The organism is Candidatus Koribacter versatilis Ellin345, from assembly GCF_000014005.1.
GTDB lineage: Bacteria > Acidobacteriota > Terriglobia > Terriglobales > Acidobacteriaceae > Korobacter > Korobacter versatilis_A.
The window spans coordinates 4,296,647-4,315,649 of sequence record NC_008009.1 but is presented as its reverse complement, the minus strand read 5'-3'; the positions used below and the strand labels follow the sequence as shown (position 1 = coordinate 4,315,649).

The following is a 19,003-nucleotide window of genomic DNA, read 5'->3' as shown; positions in this document are numbered from 1 at the left end:
CTATTTGAGCTGTACGAACTGCACGCCGTAGCCGGGGAAAGTCAGCGTGACGACGCCGGCGGTTGGCGTGAGCGTCGTCGTCGTAGGCCCAGTGGCTATGCTGGTGCTCTTATCGACGGCGATCAATGTGGCCGTTGTAAACGAACCGGCGCCACTGAGATCGAGTTGCACTTTTTTCGGCACGCCCTGCCCGTTGTTGTCGGAATCGGCAGCCACGTCGTGGTTCACCACCATGATCACGCGGGATCCGTCCGCGGCCTTCGCCGCGAACATCTCGATGCGACTCGGCTCCGTCACGCTGCTGCTGACCTCCGTCATGCTCTCTTGTCCGAGCAGGTGCGAAAGTTCGTAGTCCACCCAGTAGCTGAGATACGGCGTGCTGTCGTCGGCATACTCGCCGTATTGCCCACCGCCGTAAAACGACCAATGCCAAATGCCCGCCGCTCCGGCGTGCACCATCTGGGAATAGACGAACGGACGCCACGCCGCGAAGTATGCGCTTGTGCCGCGGTCATCTTCGGTGAACGCACCGCCATTACAGGCGCTAATACCGCCGCCTTTGTCGTAGTCGGCATTCACGTTGTTCTCGGTTATCCAGATCGGCAGACCGGCCGTCGGCGCATTTGCATCCAGCGTAGTCCGGATGTAAGCGGTCTGGTCGTGGAACATCTGCACCTGTGAGAACAACTGCACGTCGGAATCTTTCTGGTTGCACGTGCTGTAGTAATGGCTGGCCAGTGCATGCATCGGCTGTGTCACGCCGCTCAACAACGGCGGCATGTAGCTCTGCGCCATGCCCGTCACATCGCCCAGTTCCAGCCCGACTAACTTGATGTCGGGATCCACCGCGAGCATCGACGCCGCGACTGCGTTGTACATCGTGGGGTACTGCGCGGGAGTCACGCTGTTCCAGTTCGGCTCGTTAAAAATCCCCCACCACTTGATCGGCGTGCTGCTCAAGGACTTGTAGAGCTTGCCGCCCACGCTGAAGCCGCCCTTGTTGTAGTAGCGCACCAGGTTCGCGCAGTACTCGGCAAATGCCGGCAGGTTCGCTTCCACGTAGTGGCCACTGCTGTCACCCAGGAAGGCCGGCACCGTGCCGATCTGCAGCTCAGGACTATCGTCGCCCACCGCAAGCAGCGGCTGGATGGTCGCATCCGCCTTGGTGAAATCCCAATTCGCGGCGTCGATCTGCGGTACTGCGCCGTCGATCAGTTGAATGCGGATGTGCTGCTCTGCAAGATTGTTGAGCGGCGGAATCGTCGCCGGATGATCGTTCAGCCACGAGTACGACCAGTCCGCGAGTTGGAACGAGGTGGACATGAACGCGGTCTTCAAGCCTGTCGCCGTCCGCGTCACCGCGGCCTGCGCAACGACGTTCATGGCCAGCTTCGCGGTCGTGACATTCGCGGCGTTCGGAGTACCAACAACTACCGTATAGGACGTTGCGCGCGCGTTCGCAACATCCGTAACGGTGAAGTCAATGCTCCCGGCCGTGGAACACGTCGGTTGCGTTACGCTCGCGGTTACGCCCGTGGGCAGCCCTGTGATGTCGGCCGAAACCGTATCGAGGTTCTGGCAGGTTGCCGTGACCGAAACGGTGCTCTTCGTCCCATCCTGCTGCAAGTCAATGGAAGAAGGGCTCACCGCGTATTGAATCGACTGCTTCGGCGTGGGTGTCGGCGAACTCGATGAACCGCCACAACCGGAAAGGACCGCGAGGAAAACTGCAGGGAAGAGTGCCGAAACAAGTCTGCGCATGGCAACCGCCTAGACCAGAGGATGAGCCCCTATTGTGGCAGTCGAGAGTGTCGGATTACGAGAGCAAATTTCTGCTGAGCGATCGAAGGGAACACATCTGGGAATCAGTTCACCGGAGTGAGCGACTTCACCTGTTCTTTTAGAGTTTCGATTTCCGCGCGCAATTCCCGCACTTCCGCTTCCAATTGCGCGATGCGCCCATCATTCCCGCCGCTCACGGAGTGCGATACTTCGACCGCCGGCTGCGGCTGCATATCGACAGGCATCAATGTATGCGTGTAGCGCGCTTCTTTCGTCCCGGGCTGGCGGGGAAGCACAACAACGAGCGCCGGATCGCGCTCCATCAGCCGCTGCAGCGTCGAGTGCACGTCCTCTATTCCTTCGAACTTGTACATCCGCTCGGCGCGCCCGCGCAACTCGCCTGGCGTCTGCGGCCCCCGCAGCAACAGCTCGCAGAGGATGGCGACCTCGCGACGGCTGAGTTGCATCGCGTTGTTCACATCGTGCTCGTACTTCGGCACCCGCCCCTCGGAGGGTGCATGCCGCGCCAGCCCTTTGTCGGTCAGGTTCCGCAGCGCCACGCGCACCGAGTCTTCGTCGAGCGACATCGCAGGATCGCGGTTTGACTTCTGGTTGCACGCGTTGATAAGCGCATTCAGCGAGAGCGGATAGTACTCCGGCGTGGTGATTTCTTTCTCGATCAAACAGCCAAGCACCCGGGCAGATTCGGGATTGAGGATAAGCGTCATGAGTGTGCGGGTTGGCCTCGAAACTTCCAGTCGATCATCCCGCAACTGATGCCGCCGATGAGCGCGCTCAGACCCTGCAGGATGGGAACGGTCACGAAGATTTCAACGAAGATATTGCCCAGCGACCAGAGCGCGGGGCGGGCGTACGAGGAGTAAACAGCCCAGCCCACAAGGCTGCTCACCAATACGAAGAGCGCGCCCACGAGGACGGCCTTGCCTAAGTGCCCGGCGCGAGTCTCACCCGGACTCAGAGCAGAAAGCATGAATGCCGAGCCGATGGGCTGCAGCAGGGTAATTGTTATCACCGCTGCGAAACCTCTGCGGGCGTCCCAGATCATGGCCTTACCCTCGTTCGCGCAAGGGCTTTGCTTGCAGTCGTGCAACGTCTTCCAGGTCGCGAGCACCACAAACGAACATGCCACGAACTCGATGATCAGCCAGACCAGAACGAGTCGCAACGGGTTCGGAAACGCGCGAGGCATTTGTTGGGCAGAATAACATCGGCCGTCTCTTAGCGGCGCGGCTTCTTCTTCGCCGCATGTCGCGGCCAATACTGGAACTCGTCGGTGAAGAGTTCTCCATCAAGATCCGCCACCCGCTGCGTGAGCCGCGCCTGCGCATCGTGAACCGCACGGTTGTAAATCGCCGGTCCAATCTCTTCGAGGAAGAAATTCAGCAACAACCCAGCCGGCAGATCGCCAATCGGCTCCAGGTTCTCGTCGAAGTAGCGCTTGATTGAAGCAATGGCGTCGGTGCGGGTCGGTTCAGGAAGTTCGAAATTCTGCATCACGCGAACATCGTATCGCAAGCCGTTCTCACCCGATTATTCTCGGGACCGAGATTTTAGAACCAGCATGAGACCGCCACAACCCTACAACCGCAGGTTTTAACACCCTGCTACATCAATTTCAAAAGCACCGTCCCGCAATGCCCTGCGTTTGACGAAATGCTGCCTAGAATGACCGGCCCCGATTCCGTTTGCTCCAGTTGTCCTTTGTAGCGAACCTCTCCTCCCGCACCGCTTGATGAGATTACGACCGATGTTCCCATTACATAAGCCGACGTGTCCGCCCCAGGAATTGTTCCTGCAGGGAAGCAGCCGTCCAGCCAGAAATGGGCCTCGAAAGATCCACTGAGCGGGAATTGCCCATTCGTTGCTGTGTCTGACTGCGTGAGCGTGAGGGTGGCGGTTGAGGGTCCTTTTGAAGGATGATTGGGGTCCAAAGGAATAAGTGTCCCGTCAGGATTCATGAAAGGCCCGTTCCACGTCGCCGTCAGCGGCGGTAGGTAGATGGCCGAAATCGTACCCTTGTCCCCGTCCGCACAACCGCCCACAACCGAGTAGGTACCGGTTAGTGAGGTTCCCGATCCGACGGCGCTCACCGTTACGAATTGGTCGCCGAAACTGGCTGACTTCAGGGTCACCGCATTGCCGCGAAACGATCCTGTAAACGGTACCGCAGCAGCCAGGAGACCAGGACAATTCGAACTGGACGACGAAACTTGCATCGTTCCCGAAACAAGGTCGACCGACTGGGTAAGGCCTCCGCCGATCGACAGCACCAGCCCCGAAGTGACCGTCGATGTACCCGTAAGCGACCAGTTGCCATTCTTGATGGTGCTGTAGGGGGCGCTTGGGACGCCAGAATTGCCACAGCCAACAGATAGCAGACAGCTAAGTGTCAATACGGCAAAAACCGTTCCGCGCCTCACTCACTTCTCCCTCCGCAGCCTAATCACTTCATTCCCGACACCGAGTCTAGTGCACCCTGGACGGCCATTCCAGAGCTGTTTTGATCACTGCGAATGCTTCTGCCCGAAGTTGCACCGCTGCATCGTATCCGCAAGATCTTCCTGTCCTTGCGCCCGTAACACGTCGATGGCCTCCGCCGTGTCCTTGGGCCGCTCATATTGGCTCATCTGCAGCTTCGCTTCAATGCGCTCGATCGCAATCTCGAACCCGATAATGTGCGGCAGTCGACGTTCCAGCCCATCGGGTCCGAGTTCCTCCATGCGCCAAGCATTCGGCATGTTCTGCTCAACATGATTGAGTAGCGCGCGCAGTGCCGCGACCGTCTGCTCTTCGCTGGATGCCAGCGTCAGCGTGCCGTGGCAATGCACGGCAGCATAGTTCCACGTCGGCGCCATGTCGCGCCCGGTGGAGTACCAACTCGAAGAGACATATCCCGCCGGCCCGTTGAACACCGCCATCACCCGCGAATCAGCTCGCAAAGCCGCATGCTGTGGGTTCTGCCGCGTGAAGTGCCCAATCAGCGTCCCATGCGGTCCGCGCGCAGGATCAATCACCAGCGGCAGATGGTTCGCGGTGAAACCCCGTGCATCCTGGCTTACGAGCGTAGCAAGAGGATACTGGCGAATGGTGGCGAGGATGTCTTCCTGCGAGGCGGCGTAGCGTTCGCGAATGAACAAAGGAGAACTCCAGGAGAAGATGATCAATTGGATTGCTCAATATCAGATCTCGATTCGAGAACTACTGCCCAGAAGCGATCGATTTGCGCGCTGTTACGCTGTTGCACGCCGCCTCTTGACGGCGTCACACGCCACGTAAAAGGCGGCCCACACTAAAGCGTTGATGCTAAGTGTGAGCGCAGCCCACGCCCATGGCCCCAATAACGAGGACTCTTGATCGGACGAACTAAACCAAGCAGCTATACCTGGCAGCAGAAGGATTGCGGCAATACCACCGCCGGGCGTCGGCGTCAGTGAGAGTGCCAAGCCGAGCCCTTGTGTGGCCGAGAAATTGATCAGCCGCCGACGCATGCGGTTCGACGCGAACCGCCTGAGCAACAGAGTGCGAACGTCGTTGGCAGCGAACAGAACCACGATCCAGAATCCGTACAGCAGCGTGTTGAACGTTGCTAGATACAACAGACCGTGCCGATACAGTTCCAACCATTCAAGGTTCGTCGCAGAACTTAACGCATGAGCCCAATCCCACGCATCGCCAAACAGCTTTACGCTGAATCCGACCTTGATGAAGCGCGCCGCGTAGAACAGGGAAGTGATGATCGTGCCCCCGACAAGCGCCAGGAATAGCCGCCGAACCCACCGCCGCGCGAAAGCCCCTAGGTTCTCCATACGAGAAATAGACACCGGAAGACCTGCCTTGAGCTGACAAGAAGGTCATCTCGTTCCCTGTTCCCGTTCCACACCACTCCACCCCATCCATCGGCACTTTTCCACAGGAACTTGGGGCTTTTTTGCCCGCATTTGCACGAGTCAATATGCAATCGCGGAATTCTGGTACAGCAGAACCTCCGCAATTAACCCTACCTATTGTGGTTGTCAAATTGGGAAACACCCACTAATTGAGCTTTTGCAGGCAATACATGAGGGATTCATCTCCAGCCAGAAAAAGCTGTTGACTCACAACCATTTAGGTATAGGATGTGGTCAAATTTGGAGCGTGGTGGAGCCCAGTGGAGCGAGTCCTTAAGAACGCACAACACGAGCAAACCCGGATCCAAATCGTGCTGTTTCGGTCATTCGGCCCCCAACGTAACCAAGTAAGCGAGTTTGAGCGTCCCGTAATTCAGGGTCAAGACAAATGTTTCGTGGCAATCACCCAACGCGGATCGATGACAAGGGCCGACTTAAGGTCCCTGCCGACTTTAAGCGTGAGATCGAGGACAAGTTCCAGAACCAGACGTTCTACGTCACCTCGTTCAATGGGAAAGAAGCCAGGCTCTACCCGATGGAAGAGTGGGAACGGTTCGAAGCGAAGCTGGCGGCATTGCCGAGCTTGAATCCGACGAGACAGAAGTTGCTCAACGTCAGCAACTATTACGGCCAGGTGGTTGAGATGGATGGCCAGGGCCGGGTAACCATCCCGGGGTTGTTGCGGGAAGCAGCGGAGATCAAGGGTGAAGTCGCCGTAATGGGGTTCTTGCAGTACCTCGTGGTTCGGAACGCGGAGCACCTCAAGAACGAAATTGAGTCCGCTCCGTTCACGGCAGAGGATGAGAAGACTCTTAGCGACTTGGGTATTTAGTGGATTCGGAAGACAACAGCGCCCCGAGGGGCGAACGTGGCATCGAGCAGTTCAGTCACGTTTCGGTTCTTTCACAAGAAGCGATCGATTTTCTAGCCATACGGCGCGGTGGAACTTATCTGGACGCGACCTTGGGCTTAGGCGGGCACAGTTACGAAATCGCAAAACGCCTCGGCGCACAGGGTCATTTGATTGCCCTCGATAAGGACACCAATGCGCTCGAAATGGCGCGCCGGCGCCTCGAGCAGGTCCCAGACGACCTGAAAGAGGACTGGCCCCAGATCACCTTGCTGCACGCGAGCTTCGCGGAGATGAAGCAACACATCGCCTCCAAGTCGCTCGATGGTGTGCTCGCCGACCTGGGGATCAGCTCCATGCAACTGCAGGATGCCGGACGCGGATTCAGTTTTCAGGCTGAAGGCCCCTTGGATATGCGGATGAACCCGCACGGGGACCTCACAGCCGAACAAGTGGTAAACCACACCAGCGAGCGTGAGCTTGCTGATGTGATTTACGAATTCGGTGAGGAAAGGAGGTCGCGGAGAATCGCCAGAGCCATTTGTCGGGCGCGGCCGATACGAACAACCGCTCATCTAGCACAAGTTATATCGGTCGCGGCCCGGCCAATGAACCAAGCCGAACGGCGCATTCATCCAGCGACTAAGACCTTTCAGGCTCTCCGAATCTTCGTAAACCATGAACTCGATGACTTAAAGGAACTGTTGGCTTCAGTTCCTTCCAGGCTTGTACCCCGAGGCAGGCTGGTCGTCATCAGCTTCCATTCGTTGGAAGACCGGATTGTGAAGGACTCGCTGCGAGACGGCGCGAGCGCAGGCAAGTACGAACTGCTCACAAAGAAACCGGTAACCGCGACGGAAGAAGAAATCGATCGCAATCCACGAAGCCGCAGCGCGAAGTTACGTGCGGCAGCGCGGAAATAGTCGATAGGTAAAACCGAATCGAAATTCACATTCATGTGGAAAAACCTGTGGAACATGTGAATAACGGTCGGAGGTGATGCGGTAAAGCAGTAAAGGGCCTCGGGCGTAACAAGCGCGTCGCGCCAGAAAGCGCGCGGCGGATGGGAGAGAAAGTCATGTACAACGGAAATATGGTGCAAGACCTGATCAACATGGTCGAAAAAGCAGAGCGTGAGAACGAAACGCAGATGATGCTCCAGGACGAGCTGGCGCAGGCGCGTGTCTACACGCTGATCTGGAACATCCCCACACTCAAGCAGCAGTTTCTTTCGCAAGGAGTTGCGTAATGTCAGCAGCGGCCCCAGCACAGGCGACCCTTTGGACGTCGCCCCAGTCGACCGCACCCCGCGTGGTGGTGCGTCCTGGTACACCCGAGATCTTCTTCTCCAAGGCGATCGATAACTCGCGCCTGGTGAAGGTGGCGGACCCCGTCCGTCGGCGCGAGATGGCGATCTTCGGCGTGACGCTGGTGGCGCTGTTCGCATTAGTCATGATGTACGGCTGGCAGCACTTCAGCTCGATCGAGTACGGCTACAAGATCGAACAGTTGAAGGGCAACTGCGACCAGGTGGTCGAAGCCAACCGCACGCTCAAGTTAGAACAGGCCTCGCTGCGCGATCCCGAACGGATTGACGAAATGGCACGCCAGATGGGCATGGTGCCGCCGCAGGCCGGACAAGTTCAGAGGCTGGATTCCGACGGCCTGGCTCCGGCTGGGTCCGAGGTGATGGCACGGATGACCACCGTGTCGGTGATCTCCGCGCCGTAGGATTTTGTGCAGCCACAAGGTTTTGTGAAGCCGCGAGGTTTTGTATCAGGGCACGACTTTAGTCGTGCCGAAAAGGCAGAGACATAAATGGGGCTTTAGCCCCTGCGGTTATTCACAGGTTTCTTGCATTCTGGCGGTCAAAGCCGCTGGTTATCCCAAGAACTTGGGGTATGTTTTAAGCAGTGATTAGGCGGCCATAACCCGGGCCGCCTGCTGTGTTTGTAGAGTTTGGGTGGGAGCGGTAGTTTGGCAAAACAGGCAGGTCCGCGAGACGCGAAGAAGCGCTTATACGTCCTCGGGGGGCTGCTTTTTTTATGGGCCTGTGTGGTCTGCATGCGGCTCGTCCAGCTCCAGGTCTTCAAGTACGGCGAGTACGTACAGAAGGCCGCTCGTCAGCAGCAACGCACCATCAACGTTGATCCGCCGCGTGGCGTGGTCTACGACCGCAACGGCCGTGAACTCGCAATGTCGGTCCAAGTGGATTCGATCTTCGCTGTGCCCAGCGAAATTCCCGACCAGCCTTCCACCGCCCATCTCCTGGCCAAGGTCCTCGATCTCGATAGCGACGACGTTCTCAATCACTTGAAGGCTTCGCGCTCATTCGCATGGATCGCCCGCAAAGTTGATCAGGACAAGAGCGATCGCATTCGTGCGCTGAATCTGCGCGGCGTGTACTTCCAGAAGGAAGCCAAGCGCTATTACCCGAAACGTGAACTCGCGGCGCAGGTGCTCGGGTATGTCGGTCTCGACGACAACGGCCTCGCCGGCACCGAGCTTCAGTTCGACGACGATCTAAAAGGCATCCCGGGCCGCATGATGATCACCATGGACGCCCGCCGCAAGTGGTTCGGCCGCGTCGAGAAGCAGCCTGAGCCGGGCGCCAACGTTGTCCTGACGATTGATCAGAACATCCAGTACATCGCCGAGAAAGAACTCGACCAGGCGATGCAGGACACGCACGCCGTCGCCGGAACAGTGGTGGTGCAGAACCCGCGCACCGGTGAGATCCTCGCGCTGGCGAACCGTCCCACGTTCAATCCCAACGTTACCAAGGAAATCACGCCCGCCGACCTCAAGAACCACGCCGTGAGCGACGTTTACGAGCCGGGCTCGGTATTCAAGACGGTCACGTATTCATCCGCGATCGAAGAGCACTTAACGAATCCCGACGAAGTCATTAGCTGCGATCCGGGCTTCATCGTCGTCGGTGGCATCCGCATTCACGACTCGCACCATGTTGGCGTAGTGCCGGTTTCCAAGGCCTATGCGGAATCGAGCGACGTGGGTGCCGTGAAGATGGGCCTGCGCCTCGGTCCCGACAAGTTTTACAAGCACATCAAGGAATACGGCTTCGGCCAACAGACAGGCATCGAGCTTCCCGGCGAAACCCGTGGCCTGATCAAGCCTCCGGCGCGCTGGTCCGGCTCTTCGATCGGCTCCATGTCCATCGGCCAGGAAGTCGGCGTCACGCCGTTACAAGTTATCTCGATGGTCTCGTCCATCGCCAACGACGGCATCTATACGCCGCCGCGCATTGTGGCCGATGTCACGCCGCCCACGTCCGGATATCGCCAGATCGTCTTCCATCCGAAAGAACAGCGCCGCGTTATCTCGTCGATGACCGCCGCGCAAATGCGCTCCATGATGCAATCGGTGGTACTGGAAGGCACCGCGCGCCGTGCCATCCTCAACGGCTACACGGCGGCGGGTAAGACCGGTACCGCGCAGAAGGTGGACCCGAAGACACATCTCTACTCGAAGACCGATTATGTCGGCAGCTTCGTCGGCTTCGCGCCGGTGAACAGTCCCGCGCTGACGATCGCCGTGATCCTCGACTCCGCAAGAGGTCTCCACCAGGGCGGCCAGGTTTCCGCGCCGGTCTTCAACCGCATCATGCAGCAGTCTCTTGAGTACCTCAACGTACCGCACGATACCGAAATCAAAGGCGATCCCAAGCGTCAGTTGCTGCTCGCAAAGGTGAAGGACTCCGACCTTGAAGAAGGCGGCGCGCTCGACCGCGAAGGTCCGGGCATGGACTTCAGCGAAGCCGATGCTTCCAACGCGAGCAAGCCCGATACCAAGACGGTCGTGGCGAAGGAAGCAAAGCCTTCCGCTGCAAACATGGGCGCAACGATCATGCCAACCGCGCTGGCGGCGGCTCCTGTAACTTCAGGCGGTATGCTCCCTGCGCCAGTTTCGAACGCAACCCCGCAACCCGCGCAGGAGAACGCTCCCGGCGGTCCCATGACCGTCGATGTCGAAGGCGTGGTGGTCCCGTCGTTGCTCGGCAAGTCCGTGCGCGGCGTAATCGAAGCCGCGCAGCAGCAAGGCTTTGAAGTCAGCGTGATCGGCTCCGGCGTCGCCCGCGGACAAACGCCCGCGCCGGGTACGCGCCTCGCTCCCGGTGAGCGAGTTACGGTGCGATTTTCTAGGTAATCCAAACACTCCAGGGTAGGAGTGCAGTTCGTGATGAGTGATTATTACGTTGCTATGGCGTGTGGCGTTGACCGATACGAGCAGAGTGATTACCTCTACATCGTTAGGTTCAGCGACGGCAGAGTTGTCGGTTATTCCGGCGAGTTTGAATGCTGCACGACCGAAATAAAGCAGGCATGTTCTCCGGAGCTTTATCGCCAGGCGACTTGGTTTGCGATTCCTCCAGCAGAGCCCTCGCGTTGGACGCCACTTACGCTTGATGAAATTAGATCCCTTGGGCTTGATGGCTTTTTGTGCGGTGTGCGAGCGGACCTGACAAGCTCGACCCGCATACAACCTTTCAAGGATCGACCGCAGCCTTAAGGCCTCTTGTTTTGGGAATCCTCGTGAATAGTTCCGTGCATAATCACGTGAGCCGATAGAATCTACTTTTCATGGACTTCTTCCAACTCATCGACGGCGCTGAAATTCTGTCCTGCTCGGGCAATGCCGGAATCCATGGAGTGGAGTACGACTCGCGGCGAGTGAAGCCAGGCTTTTGTTTCCTCGCCATGCGCGGTGATTCCACCGACGGCAATCGCTACATTGATAAGGCCATCGAACTCGGCGCCGTCGCCATCGTCACCGACTCCGCCACCGAGATTCCGCGTCCCGGCGTGGCTTGGGCCATCTGCGCACACGGACGCCGCGCCCTTTCGCGCCTGAGCGCGAATTTCTACAAGCATCCGGCGGAAAAGCTGGCCATCACCGGCGTCACCGGCACCAATGGCAAGACGACCACGACCTACATCCTGGACTCGCTGCTCCGCCACGCCGGACGCAAGACTGCCATGATCGGCACCGTGGAATATCACATTGCGGACCGCGTCATCCCCGCGCCGCACACAACGCCCGAACCGCTGGAACTGAACCAGATCTTTCGCGAGGCGTTGAATGAAGGCGCCACCGAAGCCGTGATGGAAGTCTCGTCCCACGCTCTGGCGCAGGAGCGTGTCTTCGGCATTCCCTACGACGTCGCGGTGTTCACCAACCTCACCCGCGACCACCTCGACTTCCACGGCACCATGGAGAGCTACTTCCAGTCGAAGGCAACGCTGTTCAAAGGCTGCGGCACCGAGCCACCGCGCGTCGGCATCATTAATCGTGACGACGAGTGGGCCGAGAAGTTCATGAAAGTCGCGAACAAGCACTGCGACAAGGTCTACACCTACGGCTTTGCAGCGGGCGACTTCCACGCCGAAAACGCCGAGATGACGTCAACCGGCACTCGCTTTGACCTGGTGACGCCCGAAGGCAGGGTCCCGATATTCAGCCCGCTCATCGGCAAGGTGAACGTGCTGAACCTGCTCGCCGCAGCGGCCGCTGCAATGGAACGCGGCATTCATCTGGACAGCCTTGCCGAGTCGATCACGCACATCGTGCGGCCGCCGGGCCGCTTTGAGCGCGTGAGCGCGGGCCAGCCGTTCACCGTGATCGTGGACTACGCCCACACCGACGACGCCCTACGCAACGTCACCAAACTTGCGCGCGACTTCGTGCAGCAGGCCGGCGGCGGCCGCGTGATCACGCTCTTCGGGTGCGGTGGCGACCGAGACAAGACCAAGCGCCCGCTGATGGGGAAAGCCGCGGGCGAAGGCAGCGACCTCGTGGTGCTCACCTCCGACAACCCGCGCAGCGAAGATCCGCAGGCTATCATTAACGACGTCCTGCCCGGCCTCGCGCAGACACCGATCAAGTTCATCGTCGAGCCTGACCGCCGCAAGGCCATCGGCATTGCCGTCGCCAACGCGCGTCTCGGCGACGTCGTCATCCTTGCCGGAAAAGGCCACGAAAAAACGCAGACCACGCGCGAAGGCGTCTTCCCCTTCGACGATGCTCAGGTCGCGCTCGAGACCCTACACGCAGCCGGTTACACCGCAGAAACCGAAGGCTCCCATCATTTGCACGGGAGCCATATCGGATGAAGTTGGCGCTGTGGCGGATAGCGGAATTCATCCATGGCACAGGCGATTACCGTGCCGGTGCCGAGGCCCTCGGCTACAGCATCGATTCCCGCACCATTAAGCCCGGAGAGCTGTTTTTCGCCGTAAAAGGCGAGCGCCTCGACGGCCATGATTACGTACAAGCCGCGCTGGATCGTGGCGCGGTCGCCGCCGTGGTTTCCCGCGAGTTTCCCGCACGTTTTAACGGCACACGCAACCTTTTGGTTGCAGATGACCCGCTCTTGGCGCTGCATCGCCTGGCGGAGATGGTCCGCTCTCTCTGGCATCATCCCGTTGTCGGCGTGACCGGCTCAGCCGGGAAGACCACGACCAAAGAGTGCATCGCGCACGTGCTGGCTTCGAAGCTCAAAGTCCTGAAATCCGAAGGCAATCTCAACAACCACTTCGGCCTGCCGCTTCAGCTTCTGAAGGTTGAGCCTGAACACGAGATCGCCGTGATCGAGATGGGCATGTCGCACGCCGGCGAAATCGCCGCGCTCGCCAAGCTGGCCCAACCGAACACCGGTGTGGTGACGAACGTCGCCCCGGTGCACCTCGAGAATTTCGACTCCATCGCCGGCATCGCCCGCGCCAAGTACGAGCTGATTGCAGCTCTCCCGCGCGGCGGCTGCGCCGTCCTCAACGCCGACGATGAATTTGTCTCGCAGTTCGGCCGCGACTTCCACGGCACCGTCCTGATGTTCGGCGTTAAGCGCGCGGCGGATTTCCGTGCCGAAAACGTAGAAATGCTCGGCGCTGCCGGATCGAAATTCGACCTTCGCTTCCGTGAGAAGGGCTACCCGGCGGAGATGCCGCTTATCGGCGAGCACAACGTTTACAACGCGCTGGCGGCGGTCGCCGTCGGTGTGCACCACGGCATTGCGATCGAATCCGCGATTGCGTCTCTGAAGACGCTCAAGCCCGCCGACAAACGCGGCGAGGTGGTGGAAATCGCCGGGGCAACCGTGGTCAATGATTGCTACAATTCAAATCCGAAAGCCCTGAATGCCATGGTGGATGCGCTGGCGAAAATGCCTGCGCAGCGTCGCATTGTGATCGCCGGAGAGATGCTGGAACTCGGCCCCGAAGGCGAGCACCTGCACCGCGATTCTGGCAAGCACATGAAGGGCATTGTGGACCATCTCGTCGGCGTCCGCGGCTTGGCGCAGGCGATGGTGGAAGGCGCGAAATCCGCGGGTGTCGAGGCTGAATTTGTCGCCACGCCCGAAGAAGCCGGTGACTGGCTGGCAGCAAACATCCGTCCTGGCGACGCAGTTTTGTTAAAAGCCTCGCGCGGTGTGAAGTTGGAGCGAGCTCTGGAGAGGTGGAAAGAAAAACAGGGCGTTAGGAATTAGGCGTTAGGTGATTGGGCAAACCGTCTTGCGGTTTTCCTAACTCCCAAGACCTAACTCCTAAGACCCTTTTAGAAAGTTGCGTGTGCGGCGGCACCGCATCCACGAGGACACGACAAGATTGCTTTATTGGCTGCTCTACGAAAAAGCATTTCTACTTCATAACTTCACGCCCTTCCGCATCTTCAGGTACCTGACCTTTCGCACGGCTTTTGCCAGCCTCACTGCGTTGTTCATGGGACTGATCATCGGACCGGCCGTGGTGCGCCGCCTGCGCGAATTCCAGATCGGTCAGTACATCCGCGAAGAAGGGCCGAAGTCGCACCAGAAGAAATCGGGTACGCCGACCATGGGTGGCGTTCTCATTACCATCGCCATCATCGTTCCAACGCTGCTCTGGGCCGACCTCTCGAACAAGTTCGTCTGGATCGCCATGCTCGCTACGATCGCCTTCGGCGCCATCGGCTTTACCGACGACTACCTGAAGGTCGCGAACCGCCGAAACCTTGGCCTGACCGCCCGCGCCAAGATGGGTCTCCAGATCCTGGTCGCGATCCTCGTGGCGATTTCGTTGGTCTTAGTCCAGCGCCACGGCCACTACAACACGCACCTCATCGTCCCGTTCATCAAGAGTTTCCACCCGGACCTTGAGATCTCAAAGCTCGCGACCTACCCGCACATCTGGATCATTGCCTACATCCCGTTCCTCGCCTTTGTAGCCATCGTTCTGGTCGGCTCCAGCAACGCCGTCAACTTAACCGACGGCCTCGACGGCCTCGCCATCGGCTGTACGGTGATCGCCGCCGGCGCGCTCACCGTCCTTACCTACGTCAGCGGCCACGCCCAGTTCGCCGACTACCTCGGTCTCTCGCGCATGCCCGAAGTCGGCGAACTCTCCATCTTCTGCGGCGCCATGGTCGGCTCCGCGATTGGCTTCCTCTGGTATAACGCGCATCCCGCCGAGGTCTTCATGGGAGACGTTGGCTCGCTCGCGCTTGGCGGCGCCATCGGCACCGTGGCGGTCATCATCAAGCAGGAGCTTTTGTTGCCGTTTATCGGCGGAGTTTTCGTGCTCGAGGCCCTCTCGGTCATCCTCCAGGTCGGCTCCTACAAGCTCCGCAAGAAGCGTATTTTCAAAATGGCGCCGCTCCATCATCACTTCGAACTGCTGGGTTGGTCGGAGTCGAAGATCATCGTGCGGTTCTGGATTGCATCCCTGGTGTTTGCACTGTTTGCACTCACGACATTAAAGCTGAGATAAGCCGCGCGCCGCGTGGCAAAATGACGGTCGAGAAGAGTTGATGGACGTTCGAGGGAAGCGCGTACTGGTTGTCGGGTTAGGGAAGTCGGGCATTGCGTCGGCAACGTTCTTGCAGGCACAAGGCGCGAAGGTGACTGTTTCGGATTCGAAGTCGGAAGCGCAGCTTCGCCAGGAAATTCCGCTCCTTCTCGACAAAGGCATCACGGTCGAAACCGGCCATCACGGCGAGCGTACTTTCCGCGACCAGGACTTGATCGTCATCAGCCCCGGTGTTCCGTTCGATCAGCCGCAACTCGAGCAGGCCCGCAAGCAGGGAATTCCCGTCATCGGCGAGATCGAACTCGCGGCCCAGTTTGTTCCCGGTCACGTCATAGCCATCACCGGCTCCAACGGCAAGACGACCACGACCTCTCTCTGCGGCGACATTCTGCAATCCGGCGGCAAGAAGACGCTTGTCGGCGGCAACATCGGCACGCCGGCCATAAGCTTTGCCCAACTTGCCAATGACGACACTTGGAGCGTCCTCGAGATTTCCAGCTTCCAGTTGGAGACCATCGAGCGCTTCCGCCCGGAAATCGCGGCGATCCTCAACATCACGCCGGATCACCTCGATCGCCACGGGACCTTCGAGAAGTACGCCGCCGCCAAGGAACGCATTTTCGAAAATCAGCGCGAGCACGACTTCGCCATCCTCAACGCCGACAACGAACCGTGCGTTGAGATCGCCAAGCGCGTGAAGTCGCAGGTGCTCTGGTTCTCGCGGCAGCACGAAGTGAAGCACGGCACCTTCGTCCGCGAAGACAAGATCTACTTCCGCGATCCCAAAGGCGAGCGCGAGATCATGCCGGTTGCCGACATGCTGCTCAAAGGCGCGCACAACGTCGAGAACGTTCTCGCCGCAGTTTGTGTAGGCGTCGCCGCCAGTGTTGCGCCCGAGCAGATTCGCAAAGCTGTCTCGCAGTTCAAAGCCGTCGAGCATCGCCTCGAATACACCGCCACCGTCAAGGGCGTGGACTACTACAACGACTCCAAAGCCACCAACGTGGATGCGACCATCAAGGCCCTCGAGTCCTTCAGCAAGGGTGTGCACCTCATCCTCGGCGGCAAAGACAAAGGCAGCCCCTACACCGTGCTCAACGATCTCCTCCACGAGCGCGCCAAGACCGTGTACACCATCGGCGCAGCGGCAGCGAAGATCGAAGCCGAAGTAAAAGGTGTGGAAGTCGTCCACGCCGAGACCCTCGAAAACGCCGTGAAGCTTGCGTCGCAAAAAGCGGTGAAGGGCGACGTTGTCCTGCTCGCGCCTGCCTGCGCCAGCTTCGACCAGTTCCAGAGCTACGAGCATCGCGGACGCATCTTCAAAGAGCTCGTCCGCAAGATGGCAGAGCAGGAGAAGAAGTAGATGGCCAAGCGCGTCAGTGTGGACAAGTGGCTCTTCGGTTCCACGCTGCTGCTCGTTTTCATCGGGCTGATCATGGTCTTCAGCGCCTCGGCCGTTATGGCAGGCGAGAAGTTCGGCTCGCCCTACGCCTTCTTCCTGCGCCAATTGGTCTGGGCCGTGGCCGGCGTTGGCGCGATGGTCGTCTGCATGAACATCGACTATCGCAAGTGGAAGAACCAGACGCTGATTTACACCCTGCTCGGCATCACGCTCGCGCTGCTCATCGCCGTCTTTTTCGTGGATCGCTCGCACGGCGCGCACCGCTGGATCCGCCTCGGCGCCGCGTCGTTCCAGCCATCGGAACTCGCCAAGCCCGCGATCATCCTCTTTCTCGCGTTCTGGCTCGAGCCGCGCATCAAGACCATTACTGACTGGAAGCATACCTTGCTGCCGGCCGCGATCGTCACCTTGATGCTCGTCGGCATCATCGTGAAGCAGCCTGATCTCGGTACCGGCATCGCATGCGTCGCCATCGCGAGTTCCATGCTCTTCGTCGCCGGCATGGAAATGAAGTACTTCGGCTACGCCGCCCTCGCTGCCATCTTGCCCATGTATTGGCTGCTCTTCCGCGTGGCGTTCCGTCGCAAGCGCATGCTCGCCTTCCTTGATCCCAATGCCGATCCGCTGGGTACCGGCTTCCACATGATCCAGTCGCTGATCGCCGTTGCCACCGGCGGCATTACCGGCCAGGGCCTGATGGAAGGGAAGCAGAAGCTCTTCTACCTTCCTGAACCGCACACTGATTTCATCTTCGCCGTGACCTCGGAAGAGCTTGGGCTCGTCGGCTCCGTTACCGTCGTGCTGCTGTTTGCGATCTTCCTCTATCGTGGCATTCGCGCCGCTGTCATGACGGAAGACACCTTCGGCCGCCTTCTCGCCACGGGCATAACTGCCATGGTTGTGGTGCAGGCATTTTTCAATGTGAGCGTGGTCCTCGGGTTGCTCCCCACTAAGGGCATTCCTCTGCCGTTTGTCTCGTATGGCGGATCATCGCTTTTCATGACTTTGGCCAGCGTCGGCGTGCTTTTGAACATCACACAACAAGCGGAATAACATGCGGGCGATATTGGCAGGTGGCGGCACCGGTGGACACGTTATTCCTGCGCTCGCCATCGCGCAGGAACTCAAGAACGTTCACGGCGCCGAAGTCATTTTCATTGGTACCCAGCGCGGTATCGAAACGCGCCTTGTGCCTGCCGCCGGCTTCTCTCTCAAACTTGTGAAGGTCGGAGCGTTGAACCGCGTCAGCTTCTCCACGCGAATCAAGACGATGTTCGACCTGCCCAAAGCTATCCTCGAGAGCCGCCGGATCATCCGCGAGTTCAAGCCCGACGTCATGATTGGCGTGGGCGGCTACGCTTCTGGCCCCGCGATGCTCGCCGCGCGATTGTGTCGCGTCCCGACGGTCATTTTCGAGCCCAACATCTACCCGGGATTTGCCAATCGTCTGGTTGCGCCGTTTGCCGCGGCCGCCGCAGTGCATTTTCAGGAAACCTGCAAGCACTTCCGCCAGTGCACCGTCACCGGCGTGCCCGTGCGCCAGGCGTTCTTCAACCTGCCGCAGCGCAGAGCCGACGGCCGCCGCAATCTGTTGGTCTTCGGGGGCAGCCAGGGCGCCCGCGCCATCAATAACGCGATCGTCGAAGCCTTGCCGCAGCTCTACGCCGCCATTCCCGGGCTGCACATCGTGCACCAGACCGGCGAGAAGGAATACGAAACCGTCGCGCGGGCTTATCTCGATCCGCTGGTTGCCGCCGAAGTCTCGCCCTTCATCGACGACATGCCCCGCGCCTTTGCCGAAGCCGATCTCGTCATCTGCCGCTCCGGCGCGAGCACCGTCGCTGAAATCACCGCCGCCGCCAAGCCCGCGATCTTCATTCCACTGCCCACCGCCGCCGACGATCACCAGCGCAAGAACGCGGAAGCACTCGTCGATGCCGGTGCCGCGAAGTTGATCCCGCAATCGGAACTCAACGCCGAGCGCCTCGTGAGCGAAGTCTGTGAATTGCTTGGGAATTCCACATCGCTGGAGGGCATGTCCGCCGCTGCGCGCAAGCTCTCGCATCCAAATGCCGCCGCCGAAATCGCTACGATGGCTGTGGGCGTGGCAGGTAAAACGAAGCGGGCCGCGCGCGTTTAGCGGCGACCCAAGCCCTGTGAGCTACCTCACAGAGCGATACGAGTTGTTCCCGATATTCTTCCCTCACTAAACAAGTACAAATTGCGGTCAGGCGCGGGATTCTGATGGCTCAACCATCAG

The 19,003-nt window shown here is 59.4% G+C and carries 18 protein-coding genes; 11 read left to right on the top strand and 7 right to left on the bottom strand.

Going from position 1 to position 19,003, the window contains the following annotated elements; translation table 11 throughout:
- The 7 genes from ACID345_RS18850 to ACID345_RS18820 all read right to left on the bottom strand — a co-directional run bounded on the left by ACID345_RS18850 (position 1) and on the right by ACID345_RS18820 (position 5,624).
- A complete protein-coding gene (locus ACID345_RS18850; RefSeq protein ID WP_011524446.1) occupies positions 1-1,761 on the bottom strand; it encodes a hypothetical protein in 1,761 nt (586 codons plus the stop codon).
- Positions 1,762-1,865: 104 nt separating this feature from the next.
- The gene (locus ACID345_RS18845) at positions 1,866-2,510 is read right to left on the bottom strand and encodes a YceH family protein (protein ID WP_011524445.1); all 645 of its coding nucleotides are present in this window, start codon (positions 2,508-2,510) and stop codon (positions 1,866-1,868) included.
- Entirely contained in the window at positions 2,507-2,992 is a 486-nt protein-coding gene (locus tag ACID345_RS18840) for a hypothetical protein (protein ID WP_011524444.1), read from the bottom strand. The genes ACID345_RS18845 and ACID345_RS18840 overlap by 4 nt, the downstream gene beginning before the upstream one ends.
- A 29-nt stretch (positions 2,993-3,021) precedes the next feature.
- Positions 3,022-3,318, bottom strand: a complete 297-nt coding sequence (locus tag ACID345_RS18835) for a DUF2164 domain-containing protein (protein WP_011524443.1) — start codon at positions 3,316-3,318, stop codon at positions 3,022-3,024.
- 89 nt (positions 3,319-3,407) lie between these two features.
- Entirely contained in the window at positions 3,408-4,223 is an 816-nt protein-coding gene (locus tag ACID345_RS18830) for a hypothetical protein (RefSeq protein ID WP_011524442.1), read from the bottom strand.
- An 84-nt stretch (positions 4,224-4,307) separates the two neighbouring features.
- Positions 4,308-4,940 (bottom strand): FMN-binding negative transcriptional regulator, encoded by a 633-nt coding sequence (locus tag ACID345_RS18825; RefSeq protein WP_011524441.1) that lies wholly within the window; start codon positions 4,938-4,940, stop codon positions 4,308-4,310.
- Between the two features lie 93 nt (positions 4,941-5,033).
- The gene (locus ACID345_RS18820; protein ID WP_148210174.1) at positions 5,034-5,624 is read right to left on the bottom strand and encodes a hypothetical protein; all 591 of its coding nucleotides are present in this window, start codon (positions 5,622-5,624) and stop codon (positions 5,034-5,036) included.
- A 454-nt stretch (positions 5,625-6,078) separates the two neighbouring features.
- On the opposite strand from ACID345_RS18820, the gene ACID345_RS18815 reads away from it, so the two are divergent.
- The 11 genes from ACID345_RS18815 to murG all read left to right on the top strand — a co-directional run bounded on the left by ACID345_RS18815 (position 6,079) and on the right by murG (position 18,883).
- Positions 6,079-6,522 (top strand): division/cell wall cluster transcriptional repressor MraZ, encoded by a 444-nt coding sequence (locus ACID345_RS18815; protein WP_011524439.1) that lies wholly within the window; start codon positions 6,079-6,081, stop codon positions 6,520-6,522.
- A complete protein-coding gene (gene rsmH, locus ACID345_RS18810) occupies positions 6,522-7,463 on the top strand; it encodes a 16S rRNA (cytosine(1402)-N(4))-methyltransferase RsmH (protein ID WP_011524438.1) in 942 nt (313 codons plus the stop codon). Before ACID345_RS18815 ends, rsmH begins: the two co-directional genes overlap by 1 nt.
- 155 nt (positions 7,464-7,618) lie before the next feature.
- Positions 7,619-7,789, top strand: a complete 171-nt coding sequence (locus tag ACID345_RS27035) for a hypothetical protein (RefSeq protein WP_011524437.1) — start codon at positions 7,619-7,621, stop codon at positions 7,787-7,789.
- Positions 7,789-8,271, top strand: coding sequence for a cell division protein FtsL (locus tag ACID345_RS18805; RefSeq protein ID WP_011524436.1), 483 nt, complete (start codon positions 7,789-7,791; stop codon positions 8,269-8,271). Before ACID345_RS27035 ends, ACID345_RS18805 begins: the two co-directional genes overlap by 1 nt.
- Positions 8,272-8,604: 333 nt before the next feature.
- Positions 8,605-10,707, top strand: coding sequence for a penicillin-binding protein (locus tag ACID345_RS18800; protein WP_148210173.1), 2,103 nt, complete (start codon positions 8,605-8,607; stop codon positions 10,705-10,707).
- 434 nt (positions 10,708-11,141) lie between these two features.
- Positions 11,142-12,671 carry a UDP-N-acetylmuramoyl-L-alanyl-D-glutamate--2,6-diaminopimelate ligase gene (locus ACID345_RS18795; RefSeq protein ID WP_011524434.1) on the top strand — a complete coding sequence of 510 codons (1,530 nt, stop codon included), beginning with the start codon at positions 11,142-11,144 and terminating at the stop codon, positions 12,669-12,671.
- On the top strand, positions 12,668-14,044 hold the full coding sequence (murF, locus tag ACID345_RS18790) for a UDP-N-acetylmuramoyl-tripeptide--D-alanyl-D-alanine ligase (protein ID WP_011524433.1): 1,377 nt from the start codon (positions 12,668-12,670) through the stop codon (positions 14,042-14,044). Before ACID345_RS18795 ends, murF begins: the two co-directional genes overlap by 4 nt.
- A 118-nt stretch (positions 14,045-14,162) precedes the next feature.
- The gene (gene mraY, locus ACID345_RS18785; protein ID WP_011524432.1) at positions 14,163-15,302 is read left to right on the top strand and encodes a phospho-N-acetylmuramoyl-pentapeptide-transferase; all 1,140 of its coding nucleotides are present in this window, start codon (positions 14,163-14,165) and stop codon (positions 15,300-15,302) included.
- Between the two features lie 40 nt (positions 15,303-15,342).
- Positions 15,343-16,704, top strand: coding sequence for a UDP-N-acetylmuramoyl-L-alanine--D-glutamate ligase (gene murD, locus ACID345_RS18780; RefSeq protein ID WP_011524431.1), 1,362 nt, complete (start codon positions 15,343-15,345; stop codon positions 16,702-16,704).
- Positions 16,705-17,796, top strand: a complete 1,092-nt coding sequence (ftsW, locus tag ACID345_RS18775) for a putative lipid II flippase FtsW (RefSeq protein ID WP_011524430.1) — start codon at positions 16,705-16,707, stop codon at positions 17,794-17,796. It abuts the gene before it with no gap.
- A gap of 1 nt (position 17,797) precedes the next feature.
- A complete protein-coding gene (murG, locus tag ACID345_RS18770; RefSeq protein WP_011524429.1) occupies positions 17,798-18,883 on the top strand; it encodes an undecaprenyldiphospho-muramoylpentapeptide beta-N-acetylglucosaminyltransferase in 1,086 nt (361 codons plus the stop codon).
- Positions 18,884-19,003 lie beyond the last annotated feature (120 nt).

Coding starts and splice junctions, on each gene's coding strand:
- ACID345_RS18850 (WP_011524446.1), bottom strand. CDS start 1,761: ATGCGCAGACTTGTTTCGGCACTCTTCCCTGCAGTTTTCCTCGCGGTC.
- ACID345_RS18845 (WP_011524445.1), bottom strand. CDS start 2,510: ATGACGCTTATCCTCAATCCCGAATCTGCCCGGGTGCTTGGCTGTTTG.
- ACID345_RS18840 (WP_011524444.1), bottom strand. CDS start 2,992: ATGCCTCGCGCGTTTCCGAACCCGTTGCGACTCGTTCTGGTCTGGCTG.
- ACID345_RS18815 (WP_011524439.1), top strand. CDS start 6,079: ATGTTTCGTGGCAATCACCCAACGCGGATCGATGACAAGGGCCGACTT.
- ACID345_RS27035 (WP_011524437.1), top strand. CDS start 7,619: ATGTACAACGGAAATATGGTGCAAGACCTGATCAACATGGTCGAAAAA.
- ACID345_RS18805 (WP_011524436.1), top strand. CDS start 7,789: ATGTCAGCAGCGGCCCCAGCACAGGCGACCCTTTGGACGTCGCCCCAG.
- ACID345_RS18800 (WP_148210173.1), top strand. CDS start 8,605: ATGCGGCTCGTCCAGCTCCAGGTCTTCAAGTACGGCGAGTACGTACAG.
- ACID345_RS18795 (WP_011524434.1), top strand. CDS start 11,142: ATGGACTTCTTCCAACTCATCGACGGCGCTGAAATTCTGTCCTGCTCG.
- murF (WP_011524433.1), top strand. CDS start 12,668: ATGAAGTTGGCGCTGTGGCGGATAGCGGAATTCATCCATGGCACAGGC.
- murD (WP_011524431.1), top strand. CDS start 15,343: ATGGACGTTCGAGGGAAGCGCGTACTGGTTGTCGGGTTAGGGAAGTCG.
- ftsW (WP_011524430.1), top strand. CDS start 16,705: ATGGCCAAGCGCGTCAGTGTGGACAAGTGGCTCTTCGGTTCCACGCTG.
- murG (WP_011524429.1), top strand. CDS start 17,798: ATGCGGGCGATATTGGCAGGTGGCGGCACCGGTGGACACGTTATTCCT.